Origin of the sequence: Gottfriedia sp. NPDC057991, from assembly GCF_042886615.1 — a bacterium.
Lineage (GTDB): Bacteria > Bacillota > Bacilli > Bacillales > Bacillaceae_G > Gottfriedia.
Map to the genome: position 1 here is coordinate 823,540 of NZ_JBHVQN010000002.1, position 23,960 is coordinate 847,499.

A 23,960-nucleotide genomic window follows, 5' to 3' on the forward strand; every position below is an offset into this window, starting at 1 on the left:
GATTTATAAAGATTTTTTCCAATCATATAAGTTTTCATTTTCTTAACTTTCGAACTTTCTAAGCCTTTTCGCAAAATGTGATATAATATGCGAAGAATGTTTTTTGATGGAGAGGATAGAATGGCAACTTATACGCCAATGATTGAGCAATATTTAAATATAAAGAAAAATTACCAAGATGCATTTTTATTTTTTAGACTTGGTGATTTTTATGAAATGTTTTTTGAAGATGCAATTAAGGCATCTCAAGTTTTAGAAATTACTTTAACCGGACGAGCAGGTGGAACGGATGAACGAATTCCAATGTGTGGAGTACCATACCATTCTGCTGCTGGATATATAGAACAATTAGTTGAAAAAGGATATAAAGTAGCTATTTGTGAACAAGTCGAAGATCCAACGGTCGCAAAAGGAGTAGTTCGAAGAGAAGTTGTTCAGTTGATTACTCCAGGGACGCAAATGGAGGGTAGATCGATTGATGAAAAGCAAAATCATTATATCTCAACATTATCAGAAGTAACACCTACTTCATATGCTTTAGCTTGGATTGATTTGACGACTGGTGAGGGCAATGCTTTATTACTTAGTGGTTCAATCGAAGAAGCAGTTTTAAAAATTGCAGCAACTGGTACGAAGGAAGTGGTCGTAAATGCAGATTTTTCATCTAAAGCGATTCAAACACTTGAAAAAAGCTTTTCAATTACCGTTTCATTCGAAGATAACGATCGTTTATCAGAGGAGTTTACAAATGTTGTAAAGTCAATTGATCAAACTAGTTTAAAAACTACTGCTGCAAGATTATTAAATTATTTATCGAGAACACAAAAACGAACTCTTTCTCATCTTCAAGAAATAGTAGTCATTCATCAACATGATTTTTTAAACATGGACATGTATTCGATGAGAAATCTTGAATTAGTTGAAACACAACGTTCAAAAAACAAACAAGGTTCTTTGAATTGGTTATTAGATGATACGAAAACAGCGATGGGTGGAAGGTTACTAAAAAAATGGATTCAACGTCCACTAGTAAGTACTAAACAAATCGAGCATCGTTTGACGATTGTGGAATTGCTAATGGAAAACTATTTTATACGTGAAGACCTGAAAGAATTATTAAAGGATGTATATGATTTAGAGCGATTAGCTGGAAAAGTCTCATTTGGTAATGTAAATGCAAGAGATTTATTACAATTAAAACGTTCACTTCAAACAGTACCTTCAATTATTCATGCTTTAAAATCAATTAGTCATGAAACGATAGATGAACTAATTAATCAGATCGATCCATGTGAAGAGCTTCAAATGCTTTTAGAGAATGCAATTATTGAAGATGCGCCTTTATCAATTAAAGAAGGAAACATGATAAAAGATGGCTTTCATAACACATTAGATGAATATCGATTCGTTAGTAAGAACGGTAAAAATTGGCTAATGGAATTAGAGCAAAGAGAAAGAGAAATTACGGGGATCAAGTCCTTAAAAATTGGCTACAATCGAATTTTCGGCTACTATATCGAGGTAACTAGATCAAATATTAGTCAAATACCAGAAGGTCGTTACGAACGTAAACAAACGTTAGCGAATGCCGAACGCTTTATTACTGAAGAGCTAAAAGAAAAAGAAACGCTGATTCTTGAAGCAGAAGAAAAAATGATTGGATTGGAATATGAGTTATTTATTTCAATACGAGAACAAGTAAAACAATATTTATCTAGACTTCAAACATTAGGACAAGTAATTAGTCAAATTGACGTTTTACAAAGTTTTTCTGTCGTTAGTGAAAAAAATGGATATATAAGACCAGCATTCACCGAGGGAAGAGAATATATTGTGAAGAATGGAAGACATCCAGTAGTTGAAAAGGTACTTCTAGGTTCAGAATATATTCCGAATGATACAAACTTTGATGTTGATACTCATCAATTTTTAATTACAGGACCAAACATGGCTGGTAAAAGTACGTATATGAAACAAGTTGCGTTAATCAGTATATTGGCTCAAATTGGATGCTATGTACCTGCTGAATATGCAAAATTACCTATTTTTGATCAAATATTTACTAGAATTGGTGCTGCAGATGATTTAATTTCTGGGCAGAGTACATTTATGGTCGAAATGCTAGAAGCTAATTATGCAATCACGAATGCAACAGATAAAAGTTTAATCTTATTTGATGAAATTGGTAGGGGAACATCAACATATGATGGAATGGCTTTAGCACAAGCGATGATCGAATATATACATGATCATATCGGAGCAAAAACGCTTTTTTCTACTCACTATCATGAATTGACGGTATTAGCGAATCAACTTAAGTTTTTGAAAAATATTCACGTAGCAGCAAAAGAGCAAGATGGAAAAGTATTATTCCTTCATAAAATCTTTGAAGGTGCAGCGGATCAAAGCTACGGTATCCACGTTGCCGAATTAGCAAATCTTCCAAAAGATGTAATCATTCGTGCAAAAGAACTTTTAAATGATTTAGAATCAACTAATCATTCTTTTGTTAAAGAAGAAATCATAAATAAAGAACAAGTTTTTATAAATAAACAAGAAACTAAAAAAGAAATTGATCAAACATCCGACAAAGAAGATAGTGGATCTCAATTAAGCTTGTTTGACGATAATCAACCAAAGGTTAAAGAAGTAATTAAAAACCATCCAGTGATTGATCAATTAAAAGGAATCAATATACTAGAGCTAAATCCGATGGAAGCATTTAATTTATTATATGAACTACAAAAGCAAGTTAAAAAATAAAAGAGGGCCAATTGGCCTTTCTTTTTGTTAATAGTTAAAATTATGATAACTGCATAATGTACTATACCTTTTTTATTGTAGGGTTCATTTATCTAGAGAGGAGGTTCACTTATGTCAAAGATACAGAAGTTAGATGAAATTTTAGCCAATCAGATAGCGGCAGGTGAAGTTGTAGAACGTCCTGCATCAGTTGTTAAGGAATTACTTGAAAATGCAATTGATGCAGTTAGTACACGTATTACAGTTGAAATTAACGACGGTGGACTCTCACGAATTTTTGTAAGTGATAATGGCGAAGGGATGACAAAGGAAGATAGTATCCTTGCATTTGAGCGCCATGCAACTAGTAAAATAAAAGATGAAAATGACTTGTTTCGAATACGTACATTAGGCTTCCGAGGTGAAGCATTGCCGAGTATTGCATCTGTTAGTTATGTTACAGTAAAAACATCAACCGAAGACGGACCTGGAATTGAAACAATTTTAAAAGGTGGCGTATTGCAATCTCAAAAAGAAATTGCTAAATCAAAAGGGACAAGTATTGAAGTTTCAAATTTATTTTTTAATACACCAGCTAGATTAAAATATATGAGAACGGTTCAAACAGAATTAAGTAATGTGACAGACGTAGTCTATCGATTAGCATTAGCAAATCCACAAATCGCTTTTGATTTAAAACATAATGATAAATTAATGTTCCGTAGTAATGGAAATGGCGACGCAAGACAAATTCTTGCATCATTATACGGTCTACAGATTGCAAAAAACATGGTTCATTTTAAAGGTGAGTCATTAGACTTTCAAATTGAAGGCTATTTATCCATGCCAGAATATACACGAGCAACTAGAAACTATATATCACTATATGTAAATGGAAGATATGTAAAACACTATGGCGTAAATAAATCAATTAGTGAAGGCTATCATACTTTGCTACCAATTGGCCGTTTTCCAATCGTTTCGTTATTTATTAAAATGGACCCTCAATTAGTCGATGTAAATGTACATCCAACAAAACAAGAAGTTCGTTTTAGTAAAGAAGATCAATTATTTACATTAATTACTGAAAGTATAAAAAAAGTTTTTAGAGGTCGTTCCCTTATTCCAGAAATAAAGTCAACAGCTCCAAAGGAAAAAATATTTAGTGAACAATCTACATTTTCGTTTGAACATTCTTCTATAAAAGAAGACGTAGAAAAGAAATTACCTTTCTCGCTTCAAGATCGTTATACTACTAATTCGAATTATTCCAATGAAATTAATGAATCTGTCAATGTAGAAAATTCAACTGAATTCGATTCAATTACTCAAATTGATTCATCAACCCCAACCAATTATGAAAGTCTTTATTTTGAAAAACATGAATCTAATAAAGACGTAGGGTATTCAAATTTTGTAAATGAAGACGACCAATCAAATAGAGAAGAAACAGTTATTGTTAACGAAGAAGTATATGATGAGCAAAATATAGACCAACTACCTCCTTTATATCCAATCGGGCAAATGCACGGAACATATATTATTGCTCAAAATGAAAAAGGATTATATTTAATTGATCAACATGCCGCACAGGAACGTGTTTACTATGAATATTTTAAGGAAAAAATAGGGGAAGTTGCATCAGAACTACAAACTTTATTAATTCCAATCACATTTGATGTTTCACCAGAGCAAGCTATTTTATTAGATCAATACCATGATGAACTCCAAGAAGTTGGACTTTTTATCGAGAAGTTCGGATCGAATAGTTATGTCATTCGCGAACATCCAAATTGGTTTCCAGAAGGGCAAGAGGATACATTAATCGATGAAATGATTCAAGAACTATTAAAACGCGGAACAATTAATATCAAAAAACTGCGTGAAGAAAAAGCCATTATGATGAGCTGTAAAGCGTCAATAAAAGCAAATCAATATATAACAAACGATGAAATTTTTAATCTATTAGAATCGTTGAGAAAATCAAGCAATCCATTTACATGTCCACATGGACGTCCAATCGTGATTCATTTTAGTTCATATGAACTTGAGAAAATGTTTAAGCGGGTTATGTAATATTATATTTTTAAAGTGCTGCTGTCGCATAAATCAGGTTAACTGAATATGGGATAACAGCACTTTTTTATATGCGAGAGGTATTTTTGCTGCTCTATGCATTTGAAGTCGATTCTTTTTATAAAATATAGTAGATTTTTATCTGTTTTTATTCGATTTAGTATGAAGAAGAGCTTTTTTACAAGTTTCCAATTGAAAGGAGCTCGTGTCGGGTCGTAATACCTTAACTGGTATGGGTAATTTTTTACTTTATTTGCGATTATCTGAATTTAATTGCAGCTTAGCTATATTTAATTGCGATTTTAAGATTTTATTTGCATTTTGTTGTTTCTAAGCAATATTTTATTTTTATTTGCAGCTCATACATAAAAGCCTATGTTAAAGCAAAAATTGATTTTCATATTCAAGTAATTGGCAGTAGAGTTGGATAAGAAATTATGATTATTATATACAAAAGTTTAAAAAGGGGCATTCTTAATAGTGTTGCCAACCACAAATATTTTTTAATGACACTGTTTATGGGCGGAATAAGTTTATTCTTTTTTGTAAACTTTCTAAGACTTCTTCTGGAATTTTCCTTATCTTGATATCTTCCCCTAAATAAAGTAGCCAATTTGTAAACTCAGTTAATTCTCCAGAATTTTTAACATGTATATAAGTTCTTAGAACGGCTGTTGATTGGTAAGGATTTGTATAGGAAATTGAGACTTTTAAAGGATGGTACTTTTTAAACTGAGCAATCGCCATCGGACCAAGTAAAATTATAAGATTAATTTCTTCTTCTTGCTTACTTAGTATTTCTAGAATTCTTTTTTTACTTAATCTTTTTTTTGTTTGGAGTGGTATGACATCGATGAGATTGTCGACAGGGAAAATCTTTTTCTTTTCATCAAATAAGTCAAAGCCTTCAATTAGCCAAAAGCCTTTGTCATGATAAAGGTGCAAAAGATAAATCGGATAAGAAATTAATTCAGACTCTTCTTTTATGGTAATCAATAAACATGTATCCAATAGAAGGATTTGGATGAGTTTTTCTAACATTGGATGAGGTAAATCTGATAGATCAAGTAAGTCGGGATTTTTTGGATTAGTCCCTTCAAAAAGCAATATTTGATTTAAATGAACAAGTTCATCTTGTTGGTTTTCTGTGATGAGACCAAGTAATTTTTCTGTTAAAGATTGACGACTTTTTAGATAAGGGAGTTGTTTATTTCTTGTGGCCATAAATGCAATAAATAGAGCCTTTATCTCATTATCTGTAAAGCGAACAGTTGGGAGGACAGAGTTGTTCATAACAAAATAACCCCCATCTCTTCCAACTTCAGCGACAAGAGGCATACCCATCGCTTCAATTTCTTTGACATCTCTTAGAGCAGTTGAACGGGAGATGTTAAATTCTCGCATGATTTCTGAAATTGTAAATTTTGCACGATTGTTTATATATCGCATGATGATATTAATACGTTCAACTTTTTTCATCGGTATCTCCTAAACAGTATCATTTTTTGACATGATTTAAGTTTATTATAAACTTATCAGCTGATGAAATAAATCGCTTGATAAATTTAAAAAAGGGAAGGTTTTGAATATGACAAATTATAAATTAGAAGAAAAAGACAGTTTTAGAGTTTTAGGTATTGGTATTGAACTTAAAAGTGATTATACAGATTATGCAGGGATAAACAAAGAAAAGGAAAACTTCTGGGGGGCGATTAAAGAAGATGGTAGATTGAACGCTTTAAAAGCCATAGCTACAAATGACTATATTTTTTCTGTGAACGAAGCTGTGAATAACAAGATGATGCATTATGCTGGGGTCATGACAGAAGCAACAGTACCTGAGGAATCTAGAGATATCCAATTCCCTAAGGGAGAATACCTAGTTGTGGAAGGTGCAGGGAATACAGCTGATGAATTGTGTAATAACCTTGCTGGCATAGCCTTTGGTCAAGTATTACCAGAAGTAAAGGATTTTGCCTATGTTGGTGGGCCCAATGCAGCGGTTATTATGGGAAATCGAAACGGCTTAGTTTTTGGAGAAATGTGGATTCCTGTTGTAAAGAAATAATGAATTAAAGGGGAAATAAAAATTCTCCTAATAGTAAAGAAGTATGGACAGTTACTACATTTGTTCATACTTCTTTTTTTGCTTGTATAGCACCCTACTAATTAATTTTGTCTAGATCTAAATAGACCAACTGTCTCCCCAAAAAAGTTAACTTTTGGGCACCCTCTTATAAAATACTACTTTACAACTCCAATTACAAAACCATCATATCCTTTTAATCCAACAGTCTGTATTGCAGTTGAGTCAATATCTGGGTCAGCAGCTAATAGATCCATTAATTGTCGTACACCTTTGACACTTTCATCTTGACTCGATTCATAAATCACCTCACCGTTTCTAACAACATTATCTACAATTATTAATGCTCCAGGGGTTGCTAATTTTAATGCCCATTTTAAATAGTGAGGATTATTTGGTTTATCGGCATCAATAAATATGAAATCAAAAATAGAATTTGATTCCTTTAGAGATGGTAGTATATCTAACGCTTTTCCGATCATAATTTCCACTTTATCTTGTAATTTTGCTTCTATGATATTTTGTTTGGCAACTTTTGCATGTTCATGGCTAATTTCTAAGGTTGTTAATTTCCCGTCATCGGGAAGTGCACGCGCTAAGCAAATACTACTATATCCACCTAAAGTACCGATTTCTAAAATGTTTTTAGCGCCTTTAATTTTTGCTAATAGATAAAGTAATTTACCTTGAGTAGGAGACACATCTATACTAGGTAGACCGGCATGATAATTTGCAAGTAATACATTTTCTAAAATAGAATCATTCGGAATTAGTTTTTCTATGAAATAGTCATCAACATCGTTCCAAATTACGTTATTAGGCAAGATTACTTCCCCCTTACATTGTACTGTTCCAAAAAAGTATATGGGATTGTTTCATAAAAATGCTTCTACAGGAAAAAAGTCATACACAATAAGATTATATTAAATAGTACTTAATCGGTTTGTTTTATAGAAATGTGTTTGCTAAAATAGATTGGTAGTAAAATTACCCAGTAGAGGAGATTTTTATATGATTAATAAAATCGGTAAAGTTACTGTTTATGTAGAAGATCAAGAGCAAGCAAAAGATTTTTGGATTAATAAAATGGGGTTTGTTTTAAAAATAGAAATGCCAATGGGACCAGATGCGAAATGGATTGAAGTAGGTCCAAGCGAAAGTGAATTTACTACTTTAGTCCTTTACTCTAAATCTTCTATGGAACAATTTAAACCAGATAAAATAGCTCATCCATCTGTACTTTTTAGTACAACGGATATTGAAGTTGCTTATGAAAAAATGAAACAAAATGGCGTAAAAGTTGATGATCTAATGAAAATGCCATACGGTTCAATGTTTAATTTCTACGATCAAGATGGTAATGATTATTTATTAAGAGAAGACAAATAATACATAATAAAAAGAGTTGTATCCAATTAGGAAACAACTCTTTTTTACTTAAATAAGATGTTCGAATTTAACTCGTTTATTTAAATAGTACATAATCGGTATACCAACAACCATCACTACAAATTCACCAATGGCAGTAGTTAAATAAGTCATTGGGAAAGGTAAATGAAATGCTAGTTTTAATTCGATTGCGATTAAGAACATAGTAATCGTAAAGACAATCGTGTTAACAATCATTCTCGGTATAATACCTTTTATAAATTTTGATGTTGCAATTGTAATTAATAAAGAAATAATCGATTGGCCAACACCAAAGACTAAATCATATGCCATTATTGGAGAAAAGAAAAAATTAGCTAATATAACTCCTAAAACTACTCCATATATGTACTTTTTATTAAAAACGACTAAGTGGTTAAATATTTCGGATACACGAAACTGTACGTTTGTAAACCCGAACGGTTGAATAAAGTACGTTACTGCAATATATAGTGCAGCAAATACTCCATTAACAGTAATTGTCTTTAACTTCATTTTGTTTCTCCTTAGTTTTTTTTCGTGGGAGGTTCTCGAACCACGTAAAAAATATTTTTTAAACGTAAGAATAAATATTATACTTAAAAATATTTTTAGTCAATAATAAATAAGAAATTAATTATGAAAATAAGTTTAAAAAAATACTTTATAAAAAATATATTATACTGGTATAATTAGTTAATCGAAACAATTTATTTTTCTTTCAGTTTAAAGTGAAAGGACTGACAAAATGACAATTCCTTCTAATCCATATATATTAGTATTTGGTGTTTCTATATGTGATATTATCGGATTTACGAAAAAAAATTATCGTCCATATGATTCAAATCCAGGCAGTGTAAAAGTATCGTTTGGTGGTGTTTGCCGTAATATTGCTGAAAATATGGCAAAGATCAACATAAACACAAAGTTTATTTCAGTCATTGGTGATGACATCAATGGAATCAACATGTTAAATCACGCAAAAAGTTTGAACATAGATATGGAAGATACATTAATTATTAAAGGTGAATCTACCCCAACATATTTAGCTATTTTAAATGAAAGTGGAGAAATGGTCTCTGCAGTAGTAGATTTAGATATCACAAACAATTTTACAAAGGAGTTTATAGACTCCAAAGCAGAAGTTATTCGAAATGCTGAATATATGGTAGTTGACGCAGATAATCCAAGTATTTTGGCTTATTTATTAACAAATTTCCATAATGATACAAAATTTATTTTAGATCCAGTTTCTGCTTCAAAAGCTTCAAAAATAAGAGATTATATTCAATATTTTCATACGATTAAACCAAATCGCCATGAAGCTGAAGTATTATGTGGATTTGAAATTACTTCTGTTGAAGATGTACGAAAAGCTGGCAGATATTTTAGAGAATTAGGCGTAACAAATGTTTTCATTAGTTTAGATGCAGAAGGAATTTATTATAATGATGGAGTAGAAGAAGGAATTATCCAAGCAGATGGAGTTTCTGTCGTGAATGTAACAGGAGCGGGAGATGCTTTAGTTGCTGGGATCGGATATGGCTATATGAATAGTATGAGCATTAACGAAACAGTTAAATATTCTGTTTCAATGTCTTCTATTACAATTTCACATGTCGATACGATTAACCCGAATATGTGTTGTAACGTTGTTGATCACCATATTAATGAACTTAATTGGGTAGAAATGCAATTTTAGCCTGAGAACCTTTTAGTGGGTTCTTTTTTTTGTTTGAACTGGAATGTGGAGATATAAATAAAGTTGGTGGGTAGGTAATGTAAAAGTGCAAATATGGTCTGGGGAGTTGCAAATTAAATTAGATTGGGTGTAAATAAAGTCTGTGAAACTGCAAATAAACTTAAGGATAGGTGTAAATAAAGTCTGTGAAACTGCAAATAAACTTAAGGATAGGTGTAAATAAAGTCTGTGAAACTGCAAATAAACTTAAGGATAGGTGCAAATAAAGTCTGTGAAACTGCAAATAAATTTGAACTGCAAATAAAATTAGCAAAACAGCAATTAAAATAAGAGAAACTGCAATTAAAATTGATGAAATAGCAAATAAAATAAGTGAAGCTGCAATTAAAATTCACAAAACTGCAAATAAAATCAATATATCTGGAAATAAGCCAACAAGAAACCTCCGAAAAATATAAAACAGCAGATATTAATAAAAAAACTTAATAAATCGAACCAAAAGGGTATTGGTTCAGAACAATAAAGATCAACTATCACACACATACTGAAAAAAGAACCTCGCTTTATAAAATGTACCCTATAGAGTAGACACTTAAAAAAAGTGCCCTCTATAGGGTACTTTTGTTTATAATTAGAAAAAATGGGATCGGGGAATTTTTAAATGAGTAATAAAACATTTACTGATAAAGAAATTAATCTACTTTCTAAAAACCAAAATGTAAAGTCAGTTAGTTCAAAAGGAATCACCTACACTGATGAGTTTAAGCGTATTTTTATTTCGGAAAATGAAAAAGGGAAGTTAGCGAGAGAAATATTTGAAGAGTGCGGATTTGATATTGAAGTGATTGGAATGAGGCGCGTTAAATCTGCTAGTAACAGATGGCGTACTGCGTTTAAAGAGAACGGTGAACTGGGTCTTCGTGACACGCGATCGACTAATTCGGGAAGAAATCTAGAAAGAGAGCTAACTTTGGAGGAAAAGAACGCTCGTTTAGAAGTAGAAATTAATCTACTTAAAGCTGAAAATGAACTATTAAAAAAGATTCGTTTCTTAGAGGGGAGGATGAAGTAGTCGTTATTTCTCCTAGCCAAAAATATACTCTAATCCGTTCCATCATTGAAAAGTTTGAATTAAAACATATGGTGACTTACCTTTGTAAGATAGCTGGCGTATCAAGAAGTGGTTATTATAATTACTTTACTATTAAGTCACAAGAGCGAAGAAAGCTGCAAGATGAAAAGGATGAAATTTTAAAAGCGAATATCTTAAAAGCATATCGCTTTAAACGTTATAAAAAAGGGGCACGTCAAATCAAGACTACATTGGCGGGTCAATTTAAGATTGTCTACAATTTGAAACGTATACGAAGAATCATGAAAAAATACGGTATAGTTTGCCCAATTAGAAAGGCAAATCCCTACAGACGAATGATGAAGGCTACTAAAGAACATAGGGTTGTGCCAAACCGATTGAATCGCCAATTTAAACAAGGCGTACCTGGGAAAGCTCTTCTAACAGATATAACTTATCTACACTATGGTAAGGGCAAAAAGGCATATTTATCAACAATCCTAGATAGTTCAACAAATGAAATAATGGCTTACCATGTTTCAGACCGAATGACAATGGAGCTAGCTACAGATACACTTCGAAAGTTAAAAAGGAATCGTAATTTTAGGAAAGTAAAGGGTGCACTTATTCATTCAGATCAAGGAACACACTATACACACCCAGACTTCCAAAAACAAGTGAAGAAGCTAGGTTTAATTCAATCAATGTCAAGACGTGGAAACTGTTGGGATAACGCTCCACAGGAATCATTCTTTGGTCATTTTAAAGATGAAGTTTCTATTAAGTCATGTCAAAGTTTAGATGAGCTAATAAAAGAAATCACCTATTATATGAAGTATTACAACCACTATAGATATCAATGGAAATTAAAGAAGATGACCCCTGTTCAATACAGAAATCATCTCCTTAAAATTGCATAGACTTTTTTTCAATGTCCTTTACAAAGGGTACATTTTATTATGCAAGGTTCTTTTATTCATTAAAGTGAGCGTACTAAAATATTTCTAGCACTTTCCTTATCTAAAATTTTGTAACCACCAACTACTGGTTTTACGAAGGATTTTTCTACTAATTCGTCTAAACGTGAGTCGTCAATTTGATAATCTGCTAAACGGTTTGGTGCACCGATTGAGTTCCAAAAACTTCTTAGTGCTTGGATTCCTTCTTCTGCAACTTGCTTTGTTGTTTTTCCTTCTTCAGAAATTCCAAAAACATTTGTTGCTAGCATTTTAATTCTGCTTGGATCATAGTCTAAACAGTGACTTAACCAGTTAGGGAACAGGATTGCTAATCCACCGCCATGTGGAATATCGTAAATGGCAGATACTGCATGTTCAATTTGATGTGATGCCCAGTCGCCGCCATCTGTACCGTTTAATAACGTATCATTAAAGGCGGTTGTTCCAGCGTACATAATTGTTTCACGTAAATCATAGTTTTCTAAATCCTTAACAAGCTTTCCACCAGCTTCGATTACAGTAATTAATAAACTTTCGATAAAGCGATCAATCATAGGTGTATTGTTAACACGGTGAAAATATTGCTCTAATGCATGTGACATAATGTCAACAATTCCATAGATTGTTTGATCGATTGGTACCGAGAATGTATAAGAAGGGTCTAATATTGAAAATTTAGGAAAAACGAGTGGATTACTCCATCCTCTTTTTTCATTTACTTCCATATTAGATATGACTGATGTGCAGTTCATTTCTGAACCAGTTGCAGCTAAAGTTAAAACAGTACCAAAAGGAGTTGCACTTGTTGGTTGGGATTTTCTTGTAATAAGATCCCACACATCTCCTTCATATGGAACGCCAATTGCAATAGCTTTAACACAGTCGATTACACTGCCGCCGCCCACAGCTAAAATAAAATCAATTTTTTCATCTCTACAGATTTGAATACCTTTCTGAACCGTTGTTAGTCTCGGATTTGGTTCAACGCCAGAAAGTTCAAAAATCGTTTTTCCACTTAGTTGGTTCATTACGTCATCATATACGCCATTTTTTTTAATACTGCCGCCACCATATACGATCAGTATACGATTAGTATCTTGTACTTCATTTGCTAATTGTTCAATTTGATTTTTCCCAAACCATAATTTAGTTGGGTTATGTTGTAAAAATGGAATCAAAGTCTTGCTCCTTCTAGTTGTACTTACTTATTTTTTAGTGTTGTATTTAGCAATTCGGCTTGTTGAATGGCTAATTGATCTTCCAATATTGCTCCAGGTGAATTTCCTACGCCAATAATATGCCCTTCAAATGTTGCACCAACAAATTCGAAGATATGTTTAAATTGCAAAATTAATGGAAGTGCTTTAATTTTTGGCTGATCGCCACCTACAATTACGACATACATTTTTTTGTTTTTAATTTTTTCAGCGAATTGAAGATCTTTATTACGAAGACTTTGAGACCAACGATCAATAAAGTTTTTCATATATCCACTCATACCATACCAATATAAAGGTGTTGAAAAAATAATCGTATCATGTTGTAGCATTTCTTGAATAATTTCCTCGTAATCATCATCGATTGGTTGAAAGCCATTTGGCTCGTGTCTTTGGTCGTTAATCGCCTTAATATTTTTATGACGTAAATGCACTTCCGTCTTGGCAACATCTTTTGTAATGAGATTTGTTAGCTGCTCAGTATTCCCGTTTTCCCTTGAACTACCATGAATGATAAACATACTGTTTCCACTCCTTTTTGAATAAATTATGATTTTAATTATGAGTGATTACGATCCTGAAATAAAGTACGTACTAAAAAGTGCCTATAAAACTTTTTGGAAAATCTAAGTCTATAGGACTAAGTTTGGTTTTTTATAACTGATAAATATTTGAACTATAAATTATTTGTATGCTATATTTTATGAACCTTTACTGTTGACTGCAAAATCATTGATAGGACAATAGTTCGAATATCCGCAAAAAATGGTGATTTTGTAGTTTTCATTTGTACTAAAAAAGTTGAGTAAAATAAGCTTAATTTTAATTAAATAGTAATTAGCAATGATGGAGGATATATGAAAGAATATAATATGCCGATTGAAGCAGCGATTGAGGTAATAGGTGGTAAGTGGAAATGTATCATTCTTTGCCATTTAGAAACTGGTAAAAAAAGAACGAATGAGCTTAGAAAACTGATGCCTAAAATAACTCAAAAAATGTTAACACAGCAATTAAGAGAGTTAGAAGCGGATGGACTAATTAATCGTATTGCTTATGATCAAATTCCACCTAAAGTGGAATACGAATTAAATGAATACGGTAAATCAATGAAACCAATTTTGGATCTCTTATGTGCATGGGGTGGAAATCATATAAAGAAAAGTAATTCGAATGAATATTAAAGTTATAAAATTAAGAAACGACAAAAAATTTATTTAATTGAAAATTTTTTGAAGGAATTTTAAAAGAAGTGTAGAAATATTTATTTAGAGACTACTATATAAATGTAAAATCGATTCATAAAACGATCATTACATTAATATAGTAGTAAAGGTTGTGTGTTCGTTAGGGAAATTCCCATATATTTCTAAATGGTATTCTTGGCGAATTGTCATCCTTGTTAAGAATTTTTTTTATGCGGTTTATTTGTTTTGTAAGCGTTTACTTAACGCTCTTACATAGTTTTTTCTTTTCTTTACAAAAATCGTAATTTATAGGGGGAAATTAAAATGAAACAAGATGAATTAAAACAAACAAATACTAACTATGATGTTTTTCCAGTATCAGATGTACATCATTTAGAACTATATGTAGGGAACGCGAAACAAACAGCTTATTTCTTCGCAAACACTTTTGGATTTACACCAGTAGCATATTCTGGTTTAGAAACAAAAGTACGTGATAAAGTTTCTTACGTATTAAAAAATGGTACGATTCGCCTAGTTATTACTGGAACTTTAAAAGAAGATTCTAAAATTGCTGACTTCATTAAAAAACATGGCGATGGTGTTAAAGATATCGCTTTATTAGTTGATGATATTGAAGCAGCATATCAAGGTGCAGTAAGCCGTGGAGCGATTAAAATTTTACCTCCAACTGAAGTTAGCGATGAATATGGTACAGTTAAAAAAGCTGTAATCGGTACTTATGGTGATACAATTCACACATTAATCGAAAAAGGCGATTACAATGGTCCTTTCTTACCAGGATATAAAGATCGTGCTTTCACAATTCCAGTAAATGAAACAGGTTTAATCGCATTAGACCATGTAGTTGGTAACGTTGAAAGAATGGAAGAGTGGGTTTCTTATTATGAAAACGTAATGGGATTCCAATCAATGATCCATTTTGACGATGACGATATTAGCACCGAGTATTCTGCATTAATGTCAAAAGTTATGACAAATGGAAGCAGAATTAAATTCCCAATTAATGAACCAGCTGAAGGTAAAAAGAAATCACAAATTCAAGAGTACTTAGACTATAACAATGGACCAGGCGTACAACATATTGCTTTATTAACTGAAGATATCGTTGATACAGTTACTAAGCTTAGAGCTCTAGGTGTGGAATTCTTAAAAACACCAGATACGTATTATGATATGTTAACAGAGCGCGTTGGAAAAATTGATGAAGATATTGAGAAATTAAGAGAATTAAAGATTTTAGTTGATCGTGATGACGAAGGGTATTTATTACAAATCTTCACTCGTCCAATCGTTGACCGTCCAACTTTATTTATTGAAATTATTCAACGTAAAGGTGCTAGAGGTTTCGGTGATGGTAACTTTAAAGCATTATTCGAATCAATCGAGCGTGAGCAAGAACTTCGAGGAAATCTATAAGGAGTTGTAACAATGGAAATTAGACCGGATACTTTACCATGGCAAGATGCTTATAAACTGTTAATTGGTTCAGTGTTGCCTCGTCCGATTGCTTTTGTTTCAACTGTAAACTCAGAAGGTGTAGCGAATGTTGCACCTTTTAGTTTCTTTACAGCGATTTGTGCTGACCCGATGTTAGTGTGCTTTGCACCAATGATTAGAGGTACAGACGGCGAGAAAAAAGACACATTAAAAAATATTGAACTGACGAAACGATTCATTATTAATATCGTAAGTGAAGAAATTTGCGAACAAGTTAATAATGCTGCTACAGATTTTCCGTATGGAGTAGATGAATTTGAACAAGTTGGTCTTACGAAAGTCGATGGGACAACTGTACAAGTTCCTCGAGTAAAAGAAAGTTTAGTAGGGCTAGAATGTGAGCTTCATGAGCTACTACATTTTGGTGAGAACAAGGGTGCTGGAAGTTTAGTAATTGGTAAAGTCGTTAATGTTCATATAAATGATGAATTATATGCAGATGGCAAAATCAATAGTGAAAAGCTAAATCCAGTTGGCCGCCTTGCTGGACATTCTTACACACGTGCTATTTCTGATACTTTTGCAATTGAAAGAAAAAGGTGAAGGTATGAAATTTATAACTTTTCAATATGATGGTAATGAGCGTGCAGGTTTATTAGTTGAAGATCAAGTAATTGACCTTAATAAAGCTAGTAATGGCCGAATTCCAGCAGATTTACTAACGATTCTAGAAAACTATGATTTATATAAAAATGAAATAGCAGAAATATCAGGAGAAGGTATTCCACTTTCTTCTGTTCAATTGCGAGCACCATTACCAAAACCACAAAGTATCCGTGATTTTTATGCCTTTGAGGAGCATGTGAAAACTGCTCGTGGCAGAAGAGGTCTAGAAATGATACCTGAGTGGTATGATGTACCAGTTTTCTATTTTACGAATCATCGAGCGGTTATTGGACCTGAAGATCATGTAAGCATTCCAACTAATTGCAAAAAGATGGATTTTGAATTAGAAATCGCTTGTATTATCGGTAAAGAAGGTAGAGATATTCCAGTTGAAGAAGCCGATGATTATATTATTGGCTATACAATTTTGAATGATTGGAGTGCTAGAGATATTCAAGCACATGAAGTAAAGGTTGGCTTAGGTCCATCAAAAGGTAAGGATTTTGCAACTTCCTTAGGACCTTGCATTGTAACAAAAGATGAAATTGAGAAATTTAGAACAGGTAAAAGCTATGATTTGAAGATGACAGCTGCAGTTAATGGAAAAGTCATTTCTAATGGCAATTTTTCTACTATTTATTATTCCGTGCCAGAATTAATTTCTCATGCATCAAAAAATGTAACGCTATATCCAGGTGATGTGATTGGCTCAGGAACTGTTGGAACAGGTTGTATTTTAGAACTTGGTGAAGAAATACATCGCTGGTTAGAAGATGGAGACGTCGTGGAGTTAAGCATTACAGGTTTAGGTACTTTAAGAAATACTGTAAGAAAGTGAGGGGAAGCTTGTGTATTATCGTAGTCTAGGTAAGATTCCAAAGAAAAGACATATTCAATTTCGAAAAGAAGATGGGTCATTATACAGAGAGCAAGTAATGGGTACAAAAGGATTTTCAGGCACTCAATCTATTTTATATCATAACCATATGCCTACTTCAGTTAGTGAAACATCATTTTATAAATCACTTCAAATCGAATTTGAAGAACAGACATCTTTACAACACCGCCATATTCGTACAAACAATTTAGAGCGTACAGGTGATGCTTTAGAAGGAAGAGTATACGTGTTAGGTAACTCTGATCTATTAATTGCAGTTGCAAACGTAACAGAAGAAAGCAAGCATTTTTATCGAAATGGTGAAGGCGATGAAATGTTCTTTGTCCATTACGGTTCAGGAGAAATCCAAACAATGTTTGGAACAATTACTTACCGTAAAGGGGATTATATCATGATCCCTATTGGAACAATTTACAAAGTAGTTCCAAATGATGATACGAAGTTTTTAATTGTTGAGTCTAATAGCCAATTAACAACTCCAAGACGTTATCGAAATGAATATGGCCAAATGCTTGAACATAGCCCATTTTGCGAACGTGATTTTAGAGGACCAGAAACGTTAGAGACATATGATGAAAAAGGTGAATTTACTGTTTTAACTAGAGCAAGAGGAAACCTTTATAAACATGTCTTAACTCATCATCCATTTGATGTAGTAGGATGGGATGGGTATTTATATCCATGGGCATTTAATATTGAAGATTTCGAACCGATTACAGGAAGAATTCATCAGCCACCACCAGTACATCAAACATTCGAAGGACATAATTTTGTAGTGTGCTCATTTGTCCCAAGAATGTATGATTATCATCCTGAAGCAATTCCGGCACCTTATGTACACAGTAATGTAAACAGTGATGAAGTCCTTTACTATGTAGAAGGAAACTTTATGAGTCGAAAAGGAATCGAACAAGAGTCTATTACTTTACATCCATCAGGTATTCCACATGGACCACATCCAGGTAAAACTGAAGGTAGTATTGGAAAGAAAGAAACATTAGAACTAGCAGTTATGATTGATACATTTAGCCCACTTTACGTAGTAAAAGAAGCACATCAATATGAAGATCCGGCTTATATGGGTAGTTGGCTTGAAAAGTAGAGTCTTATGATTCTACTTTTTATTTGAATTTGAAACAAGCTATTTTCAAAATAACGCAGGCAATATGGAACTAGATAATTTGAAATATTCTTGAAAATAGGACTAGATTAACAGCTTAATAATATGATAAACTGACAACATTATACAAAACTTTGAATAAAAGGAGAAATAAGCATGTACGTGAAACCACAAATTTTGACTCTTCAAGCATACACACCAGGAAAGCCAAGTGAAGTAGTCATGCGTGAATATGGTCTAGACAAAGTAGTAAAACTTGCATCAAATGAAAACCCATTCGGATGTTCTCCTAAAGTTTTTGAAGAACTACGTAATGTAGTAAGTAAGTTTGCGATTTATCCAGATGGAGCGACAGAAGAAATAAGTAAGAAACTAGCTAATTTCTTAAATATACAGCCAGATCAATTAATATTCGGAAGTGGTGCTGACGAAGTTATTCAAATGATTAGTCGAGCATTGCTAACGAAAGAACATAATATTGTACAAGCATCTCAAACTTTTTCACAATATGCTCATCACGCAGTTATAGAAGGTGCTGAAGTTAGACCTGTTCCTTTAGTTAAAGGTGTACACGATTTAGATTCTATGCTTGCACAAGTAGATGCGAATACTAAAATTGTTTGGATTTGTAATCCAAATAACCCAACAGGTACATATATTGGAAGCCGCAAATTAGTCGAGTTTTTAGAAAAAGTACCAAGCACTACTTTTGTAGTTGTTGACGAAGCTTATGTTGAATATGTATCAGCATCAGATTTCCCTGATACAATCTCATTACTAAATAAATTTGAAAATCTAATCGTTTTAAGAACATTTTCAAAAGCATACGGCCTAGCATCATTCCGAATCGGCTATGGTATCGCAAATAGCAAATTAATCCAAGAATTAAATATTGCTAGACTCCCATTTAACACTTCAATGCTATCTCAAGTAGCAGCAATAGCAGCACTTGAAGACCAAGTCTTTATTAAAAACTGTGTTGAACAAAATAAAAAAGGCATGGATCAATACGAAGAGTTTTTCAACAGCTATGGTATCGAATACTATCCATCTCAAGCTAACTTTATATTTGTGCCACTTGAAAACAGCCAAGAAATCTTTAAGGATCTAGAATCAAAAGGATACATTATCCGTGCTTTCCCTAATGGAATCCGAATTACAATCGGAACTGCTGCTGAAAATGAAGGGTTAATCTTACATTTGAAACCAGCATTAACGAAAAATACTTCTACAATCTAATAAATTGGAAAATCGTCATTTTTAAAATGACGATTTTTTGTTTTTTCATTAGATAACGGAAATGTAGGTTATGTGAAGAAGTGAAGCTTTATTAAAGTGGGGTGTTAAAGAATATTATTGGTTTTTATACAACTAAATGGCAGTTTAGTTGAATAAGAAATCTTTAAATAGGACTATTTACGCGGGGAAAATGTGTCATTTTATGATAATGTTAGCAAGTGTACAAAGGAGATATAAAAAATACAAGATAAAGGATTTAAACAATGAATACATCTACTTTTTTACGTTTATTAAATAATGGAATTATGGATTTTTTTCAAGTTAGTATATTAGTGGTTATATTTTTTTTCTTTTTACTAAAAATTATTGAGAAACCAATTTTAAAAAGGATTTTTAAAGGATTATTTGCTGTTATTCTACTTTATTTTTTGCTTTATTATATAAATGACAATTTATTGGTTTACATTTAATAAAATTCTTAAGAATTACCCACTTATATAACTAACGCGTGCGTTAGTTGCATAGTAAGAAACAAAAAAGGATCTTTTTCTTTACGATAGATCCTTTTTTTAAATGGTATTTTATTTTGAAGGTTTGGAGTGCTTAATTGATAAAAACTTAACCTTTGAGGCAGCTAAGTTTCTTTTATTCATTTCCTTATTAAACAGAAGAGGAGACACTCCAAAAGTTACTGTATCTTGCCCAAGTCGCTTTCCTTTTTCCTTATTTTCATAAGTTAAAACTGTAAATCTAACTATATAAGAATGACTTAAGTTCCTATTTGGTCTAAAACCTTCTATCTCTACAACGTCATAGTTTTTATCCCACCAATTGTATACATAGCTTATTGAATCGTTTTTATAAAATTCTTTTAGTGCTTGTACAATTTCATCATTGAATTGTTCCAACATAAAATTGTCTAAAACCTGTTCCATACCCTGTGAATCGTGTTTATGACGTATTTCTGCCCTGACGGATAATGTACTACAATTTAAATAAATCATCAAAATAGGTAAAACCCAAAATTTTTTCATCAAATTCCTCCTTAAAGGTATTTTTGATAAAAAAACAAGAGTTATACAACTAACGCTTGCTTTATTTCATTAAGATGTTCTAACTAAATGGTAATTAATTGCGTAATAAAAGGATAATTATTAAGTGCCATCGAATAAAATAATTAAGAGGGAGGTTTAGAACGATATGCAAACCTACTTACTAAAAAGAAGTAAACTCTATTTATTTATTTTAGCTGGTGGATTATTAGGTCTGTTATTAGCCTTAGTGCTTAATAAGGAAATATCTTTTAATAATGATAATATCTATCTATTTAAATGTATGGGCATTGGATTATTGATTAGTGAGGTAATTCTTATTTTTAATTGGTTCCTTAAAAAGGACAAATCCTAATGCAACTAACTGATGCTTTAGTTGAACAACATGATCGGCTGTATAGTCGATTTTTTTTATGAAACTAAATGGCAGTTTAGTTGAATAAGATGTGGTAAAATTATACAAAAATATGTATGGGTAAGGTGTTTGATATGACGGTTTATAATATTAATTTGGCAAACGATTTTGATGAAGAAGAAGTGTTTGAAATAGAAGGAAACAATATTGCCGAAGTAACAGTTCTTGATAGTAACGGAAATAATATCACAAATGATTGTAGAGTAATGATTTCCCTAAGTAAAAATGCTTTAATTGGATTAGGTACTGAGTTAATACGTTTAGCACATAATTATAAAGATGGTAAACACTTTCATATTGACCCAATTAGTAAAGGAAATGTAGTTCAATCAATGGGGATAATGCTTCATCCTGAAAGTTGCGAATTAATAGTGAGTTGTGGAGATTATGACTCCTTCAATGAATATACACAGTAAGATTTTTTGTTAACTAACTGATGCTTTAGTTACATCTTTAAATGTTATAAGGAAAGTTTGAGGGTTGTTTATGGAGATAAAATTCTCGTTTATTTTGAATACTGAGATACCTATTGGACTCGCATATACTGCATATAAAGAAGGATATATAGAAGGTGTTTTAAAAATTTATCTTAATGGAAATGTTTTTTTCGATGAACCGTACATCAATCTCGCAGAGTTTGGGATCCAATTGGGTAAATGGATTCAAAAGATTCAAAGTGGACTTAGAGAAAATATGGACTACGAGACAATTGATCATAATGAGGCAATTATTAATTTTAAATATACAGCTGATGAATACTGGTTCATTTATTCAATTTGGCAAATTTTTGAATCGGATGAATACATTGAAACAAACTCATTGGTAAAGGCAGTAAAAGATTTTATAAAAGAATTAAATAAGGAACTCCTTGAAATAAATTATATAGTTACATTGGATAAATTTATAGATTGATTTATCTATTAATATGTAACTTTAACTGAATTTAAAGTACAAATGCTTATGCAATTAAAGCATGCGTTAGCCATCCATGAATCCTCAGATTCACAACAGTGAATGGAAGTTTATATCGTACTCCCATAGTAGTTGAATAAGTAGGTTTTATGCTTTTTGACTCTCCGTTGGTATATTTTTAGTACCAAATTTGCGTTCAATAATCTTTAGCAAAATCCCCATGATAAGTCCAAGTAAGAAAAAACTCATAAATAATAATGTTAATAATGAAGCATTCTTAGATAAAGGTTCAATGTGAGTACGAACAACGTAATAATTTGTAGCAAATTTACAACTTCCAATAAATATTAAAACTAGTATTAAATAAATAACAAAATTTCTTATTTTTTTGTTCATACAAAAGACTTCCTTTGGTTTTTATTTTAATTATATCAGCTTAACGATTTTTTTAATTTGGGGGAATTTCACCTTTTATTCAAAAAAAAAGACCGCCGAAGCAGTCGATCCTTATTCAACTAATGCATGCTTTAGTTGAACAACATGATCGGCTATATAGTCGATTTTTTTTGTGAAATTAAATGGCAGATTAGTTGAACAAGGATATGATAAAATTAGAGTTATTGATACATAGTAATTATAAATTTAATAGGAACATGGAGAAGTTCATGAAATATAAAAAAATTAATAATATAAAAATTGCAATAAATGAAGATCAAGAAGAATTTATATTTATTACGTCTAAACATTTAACAGAGTGTATTGAATACATTAACCTCCATCCTAAAACTAAAGTAATCGTGAGAGATCTATATGAAGAAGATAATATAAGTTTCTTAAAAGAGTGTACAAATGTACAAGAAATAACTTTAGATTGCCAATTTATAAAAGACTTATCAGGTTTAAATTACTTGAAGAAAATTAGGAGTTTGTCATTAAGTGAAACAACTATTATTGATGGGAAAAATACAATAGATTTAGAGGCAGAGTCATTTACATCATTAGAAGTTTTATATTTGACCTGGAGTAAAAAAATTAAGGGAATGCATTCACTTAAGAACTTGAAAGAGCTTTGTATCTGGAAATATGCCCCGAAAGAATGCGACTTAACAGAATTTGCAAATCTATGCCAATTAGAAAACTTGATCATTAGACAAGCTAAAATACATTCTCTAAAAGGGATTGAAAATCTTAAAAATCTAAAGGAATTAGAATTAAGTTATATAAGAACATTAGAAACTATAAGAGATCTAACAGAATTAGGTGCAAAATTAAAACGACTAGAGATAAGCTCATGTAAACATATTAAAGACTTTGACTCGTTAAAATATATGGAAGCACTAGAAGTTTTAATGTTTGATAAATGTGGCGAAATACCTTCAATTGATTTTGTAAAAGAATTATATAATTTAAAGCATTTTGTGTTCCCAGATACAATTATATTAAATGGTGATATTACCCCGTGTTTCCATATTAATTACGTTTACTTCGATAATAAAAAACATTATTCGCATAAGTGGGATGACTTTGATAACTGGGTAAATATGGTGAAGTAAAATGGTAATAATCATGGGTTTCTTATGCAACTAACACAATGCTTTAGTTGAACAACGATTGGCTGCTTCGGTGGTCTTTTTTTATTGAACAAAATGGCAGTTTAGTTGTGCGAAATGTTTCTAGTTTAAATGGAGAATGGTCACATTACTCTAGTAAAGGCTAGACAGTTCCTTTCGGAATTGAAGGATTATATCG

22 protein-coding genes and 1 riboswitch are annotated in these 23,960 nt (G+C 31.9%); of the genes, 15 read left to right on the top strand and 7 right to left on the bottom strand.

Translation table 11 applies throughout. From position 1 onward, the window contains the following. Positions 1–120 precede the first annotated feature (120 nt). Positions 121–2,763 (top strand): DNA mismatch repair protein MutS, encoded by a 2,643-nt coding sequence (mutS, locus tag ACFVR2_RS11405; protein ID WP_387361671.1) that lies wholly within the window; start codon positions 121–123, stop codon positions 2,761–2,763. Between the two features lie 111 nt (positions 2,764–2,874). Beyond that, entirely contained in the window at positions 2,875–4,818 is a 1,944-nt protein-coding gene (gene mutL / locus ACFVR2_RS11410; protein WP_387361673.1) for a DNA mismatch repair endonuclease MutL, read from the top strand. Positions 4,819–5,334: 516 nt separating this feature from the next. Here mutL and ACFVR2_RS11415 read toward each other — a convergent pair. Beyond that, a complete protein-coding gene (locus tag ACFVR2_RS11415) occupies positions 5,335–6,297 on the bottom strand; it encodes a helix-turn-helix transcriptional regulator (protein ID WP_387361675.1) in 963 nt (320 codons plus the stop codon). A gap of 109 nt (positions 6,298–6,406) precedes the next feature. Between ACFVR2_RS11415 and ACFVR2_RS11420 the strand changes: the two genes are divergently transcribed. Then, a complete protein-coding gene (locus tag ACFVR2_RS11420; protein ID WP_387361677.1) occupies positions 6,407–6,886 on the top strand; it encodes a GyrI-like domain-containing protein in 480 nt (159 codons plus the stop codon). Positions 6,887–7,062: 176 nt separating this feature from the next. Here ACFVR2_RS11420 and ACFVR2_RS11425 read toward each other — a convergent pair whose 3' ends face one another. Further along, positions 7,063–7,728 carry an O-methyltransferase gene (locus ACFVR2_RS11425; protein WP_387361679.1) on the bottom strand — a complete coding sequence of 222 codons (666 nt, stop codon included), beginning with the start codon at positions 7,726–7,728 and terminating at the stop codon, positions 7,063–7,065. Between the two features lie 187 nt (positions 7,729–7,915). Between ACFVR2_RS11425 and ACFVR2_RS11430 the strand changes: the two genes are divergently transcribed. Further along, positions 7,916–8,293, top strand: coding sequence for a VOC family protein (locus ACFVR2_RS11430; RefSeq protein ID WP_387361681.1), 378 nt, complete (start codon positions 7,916–7,918; stop codon positions 8,291–8,293). 48 nt (positions 8,294–8,341) lie between these two features. Here ACFVR2_RS11430 and ACFVR2_RS11435 read toward each other — a convergent pair whose 3' ends face one another. Further along, positions 8,342–8,827, bottom strand: coding sequence for a QueT transporter family protein (locus ACFVR2_RS11435; RefSeq protein ID WP_387361683.1), 486 nt, complete (start codon positions 8,825–8,827; stop codon positions 8,342–8,344). Between the two features lie 5 nt (positions 8,828–8,832). Further along, a riboswitch (PreQ1 riboswitch) is annotated at positions 8,833–8,877 on the bottom strand. Between the two features lie 182 nt (positions 8,878–9,059). Between ACFVR2_RS11435 and ACFVR2_RS11440 the strand changes: the two genes are divergently transcribed. Next, positions 9,060–10,013 (top strand): carbohydrate kinase family protein, encoded by a 954-nt coding sequence (locus ACFVR2_RS11440; protein ID WP_387361685.1) that lies wholly within the window; start codon positions 9,060–9,062, stop codon positions 10,011–10,013. A 661-nt stretch (positions 10,014–10,674) separates the two neighbouring features. After that, positions 10,675–12,005, top strand: a protein-coding gene (locus ACFVR2_RS11445) for an IS3 family transposase (RefSeq protein ID WP_387361687.1) whose coding sequence is annotated in 2 segments (ribosomal slippage) — positions 10,675–11,056 and positions 11,056–12,005 — 1,332 coding nt in all. Because the reading frame shifts where the segments join, the coding sequence is not laid out codon by codon here. Between the two features lie 59 nt (positions 12,006–12,064). Here the strand turns inward: ACFVR2_RS11445 and ACFVR2_RS11450 are convergent. Together ACFVR2_RS11450 and ACFVR2_RS11455 are read right to left on the bottom strand one after the other, a co-directional pair. Continuing rightward, positions 12,065–13,222 carry an iron-containing alcohol dehydrogenase gene (locus ACFVR2_RS11450; RefSeq protein WP_387361689.1) on the bottom strand — a complete coding sequence of 386 codons (1,158 nt, stop codon included), beginning with the start codon at positions 13,220–13,222 and terminating at the stop codon, positions 12,065–12,067. 23 nt (positions 13,223–13,245) lie between these two features. Next, positions 13,246–13,782 (bottom strand): flavodoxin family protein, encoded by a 537-nt coding sequence (locus ACFVR2_RS11455; protein WP_387361691.1) that lies wholly within the window; start codon positions 13,780–13,782, stop codon positions 13,246–13,248. A 336-nt stretch (positions 13,783–14,118) separates the two neighbouring features. Here ACFVR2_RS11455 and ACFVR2_RS11460 point away from each other — a divergent pair, with 336 nt between their 5' ends. From ACFVR2_RS11460 to hisC, 6 genes are all read left to right on the top strand, one after another. Further along, positions 14,119–14,445 carry a winged helix-turn-helix transcriptional regulator gene (locus tag ACFVR2_RS11460; RefSeq protein WP_387361693.1) on the top strand — a complete coding sequence of 109 codons (327 nt, stop codon included), beginning with the start codon at positions 14,119–14,121 and terminating at the stop codon, positions 14,443–14,445. A gap of 327 nt (positions 14,446–14,772) precedes the next feature. Beyond that, positions 14,773–15,888 (top strand): 4-hydroxyphenylpyruvate dioxygenase, encoded by a 1,116-nt coding sequence (hppD, locus tag ACFVR2_RS11465; protein ID WP_387361695.1) that lies wholly within the window; start codon positions 14,773–14,775, stop codon positions 15,886–15,888. 12 nt (positions 15,889–15,900) lie between these two features. Then, a complete protein-coding gene (locus ACFVR2_RS11470) occupies positions 15,901–16,512 on the top strand; it encodes a flavin reductase family protein (protein ID WP_387361697.1) in 612 nt (203 codons plus the stop codon). A gap of 4 nt (positions 16,513–16,516) precedes the next feature. Then, positions 16,517–17,413 (top strand): fumarylacetoacetate hydrolase family protein, encoded by an 897-nt coding sequence (locus ACFVR2_RS11475; RefSeq protein WP_387361699.1) that lies wholly within the window; start codon positions 16,517–16,519, stop codon positions 17,411–17,413. A gap of 10 nt (positions 17,414–17,423) precedes the next feature. Then, positions 17,424–18,575 carry a homogentisate 1,2-dioxygenase gene (locus ACFVR2_RS11480; protein WP_387361701.1) on the top strand — a complete coding sequence of 384 codons (1,152 nt, stop codon included), beginning with the start codon at positions 17,424–17,426 and terminating at the stop codon, positions 18,573–18,575. Positions 18,576–18,749: 174 nt separating this feature from the next. Continuing rightward, positions 18,750–19,832: a histidinol-phosphate transaminase gene (hisC, locus tag ACFVR2_RS11485; protein ID WP_387361703.1), complete on the top strand. Its 1,083-nt coding sequence runs from the start codon at positions 18,750–18,752 to the stop codon at positions 19,830–19,832. Between the two features lie 581 nt (positions 19,833–20,413). Here the strand turns inward: hisC and ACFVR2_RS11490 are convergent. Continuing rightward, on the bottom strand, positions 20,414–20,866 hold the full coding sequence (locus ACFVR2_RS11490; protein ID WP_387361705.1) for a DUF3888 domain-containing protein: 453 nt from the start codon (positions 20,864–20,866) through the stop codon (positions 20,414–20,416). A 507-nt stretch (positions 20,867–21,373) separates the two neighbouring features. Between ACFVR2_RS11490 and ACFVR2_RS11495 the strand changes: the two genes are divergently transcribed. Further along, on the top strand, positions 21,374–21,715 hold the full coding sequence (locus ACFVR2_RS11495; RefSeq protein WP_387361707.1) for an Imm32 family immunity protein: 342 nt from the start codon (positions 21,374–21,376) through the stop codon (positions 21,713–21,715). Positions 21,716–21,785: 70 nt separating this feature from the next. Continuing rightward, positions 21,786–22,211 carry a DUF7878 domain-containing protein gene (locus ACFVR2_RS11500; protein ID WP_387361709.1) on the top strand — a complete coding sequence of 142 codons (426 nt, stop codon included), beginning with the start codon at positions 21,786–21,788 and terminating at the stop codon, positions 22,209–22,211. Between the two features lie 147 nt (positions 22,212–22,358). On the opposite strand, the gene ACFVR2_RS11505 is transcribed toward ACFVR2_RS11500, so the two are convergent. After that, positions 22,359–22,607: a hypothetical protein gene (locus ACFVR2_RS11505; RefSeq protein WP_387361711.1), complete on the bottom strand. Its 249-nt coding sequence runs from the start codon at positions 22,605–22,607 to the stop codon at positions 22,359–22,361. A gap of 269 nt (positions 22,608–22,876) precedes the next feature. On the opposite strand from ACFVR2_RS11505, the gene ACFVR2_RS11510 reads away from it, so the two are divergent. Further along, entirely contained in the window at positions 22,877–23,764 is an 888-nt protein-coding gene (locus tag ACFVR2_RS11510) for a leucine-rich repeat domain-containing protein (protein ID WP_387361713.1), read from the top strand. Positions 23,765–23,960 lie beyond the last annotated feature (196 nt).

Coding starts and splice junctions, on each gene's coding strand:
- mutS (WP_387361671.1), top strand. CDS start 121: ATGGCAACTTATACGCCAATGATTGAGCAATATTTAAATATAAAGAAA.
- mutL (WP_387361673.1), top strand. CDS start 2,875: ATGTCAAAGATACAGAAGTTAGATGAAATTTTAGCCAATCAGATAGCG.
- ACFVR2_RS11415 (WP_387361675.1), bottom strand. CDS start 6,297: ATGAAAAAAGTTGAACGTATTAATATCATCATGCGATATATAAACAAT.
- ACFVR2_RS11420 (WP_387361677.1), top strand. CDS start 6,407: ATGACAAATTATAAATTAGAAGAAAAAGACAGTTTTAGAGTTTTAGGT.
- ACFVR2_RS11430 (WP_387361681.1), top strand. CDS start 7,916: ATGATTAATAAAATCGGTAAAGTTACTGTTTATGTAGAAGATCAAGAG.
- ACFVR2_RS11435 (WP_387361683.1), bottom strand. CDS start 8,827: ATGAAGTTAAAGACAATTACTGTTAATGGAGTATTTGCTGCACTATAT.
- ACFVR2_RS11440 (WP_387361685.1), top strand. CDS start 9,060: ATGACAATTCCTTCTAATCCATATATATTAGTATTTGGTGTTTCTATA.
- ACFVR2_RS11455 (WP_387361691.1), bottom strand. CDS start 13,782: ATGTTTATCATTCATGGTAGTTCAAGGGAAAACGGGAATACTGAGCAG.
- ACFVR2_RS11460 (WP_387361693.1), top strand. CDS start 14,119: ATGAAAGAATATAATATGCCGATTGAAGCAGCGATTGAGGTAATAGGT.
- hppD (WP_387361695.1), top strand. CDS start 14,773: ATGAAACAAGATGAATTAAAACAAACAAATACTAACTATGATGTTTTT.
- ACFVR2_RS11470 (WP_387361697.1), top strand. CDS start 15,901: ATGGAAATTAGACCGGATACTTTACCATGGCAAGATGCTTATAAACTG.
- ACFVR2_RS11475 (WP_387361699.1), top strand. CDS start 16,517: ATGAAATTTATAACTTTTCAATATGATGGTAATGAGCGTGCAGGTTTA.
- hisC (WP_387361703.1), top strand. CDS start 18,750: ATGTACGTGAAACCACAAATTTTGACTCTTCAAGCATACACACCAGGA.
- ACFVR2_RS11490 (WP_387361705.1), bottom strand. CDS start 20,866: ATGAAAAAATTTTGGGTTTTACCTATTTTGATGATTTATTTAAATTGT.
- ACFVR2_RS11495 (WP_387361707.1), top strand. CDS start 21,374: ATGACGGTTTATAATATTAATTTGGCAAACGATTTTGATGAAGAAGAA.
- ACFVR2_RS11500 (WP_387361709.1), top strand. CDS start 21,786: ATGGAGATAAAATTCTCGTTTATTTTGAATACTGAGATACCTATTGGA.
- ACFVR2_RS11505 (WP_387361711.1), bottom strand. CDS start 22,607: ATGAACAAAAAAATAAGAAATTTTGTTATTTATTTAATACTAGTTTTA.
- ACFVR2_RS11510 (WP_387361713.1), top strand. CDS start 22,877: ATGAAATATAAAAAAATTAATAATATAAAAATTGCAATAAATGAAGAT.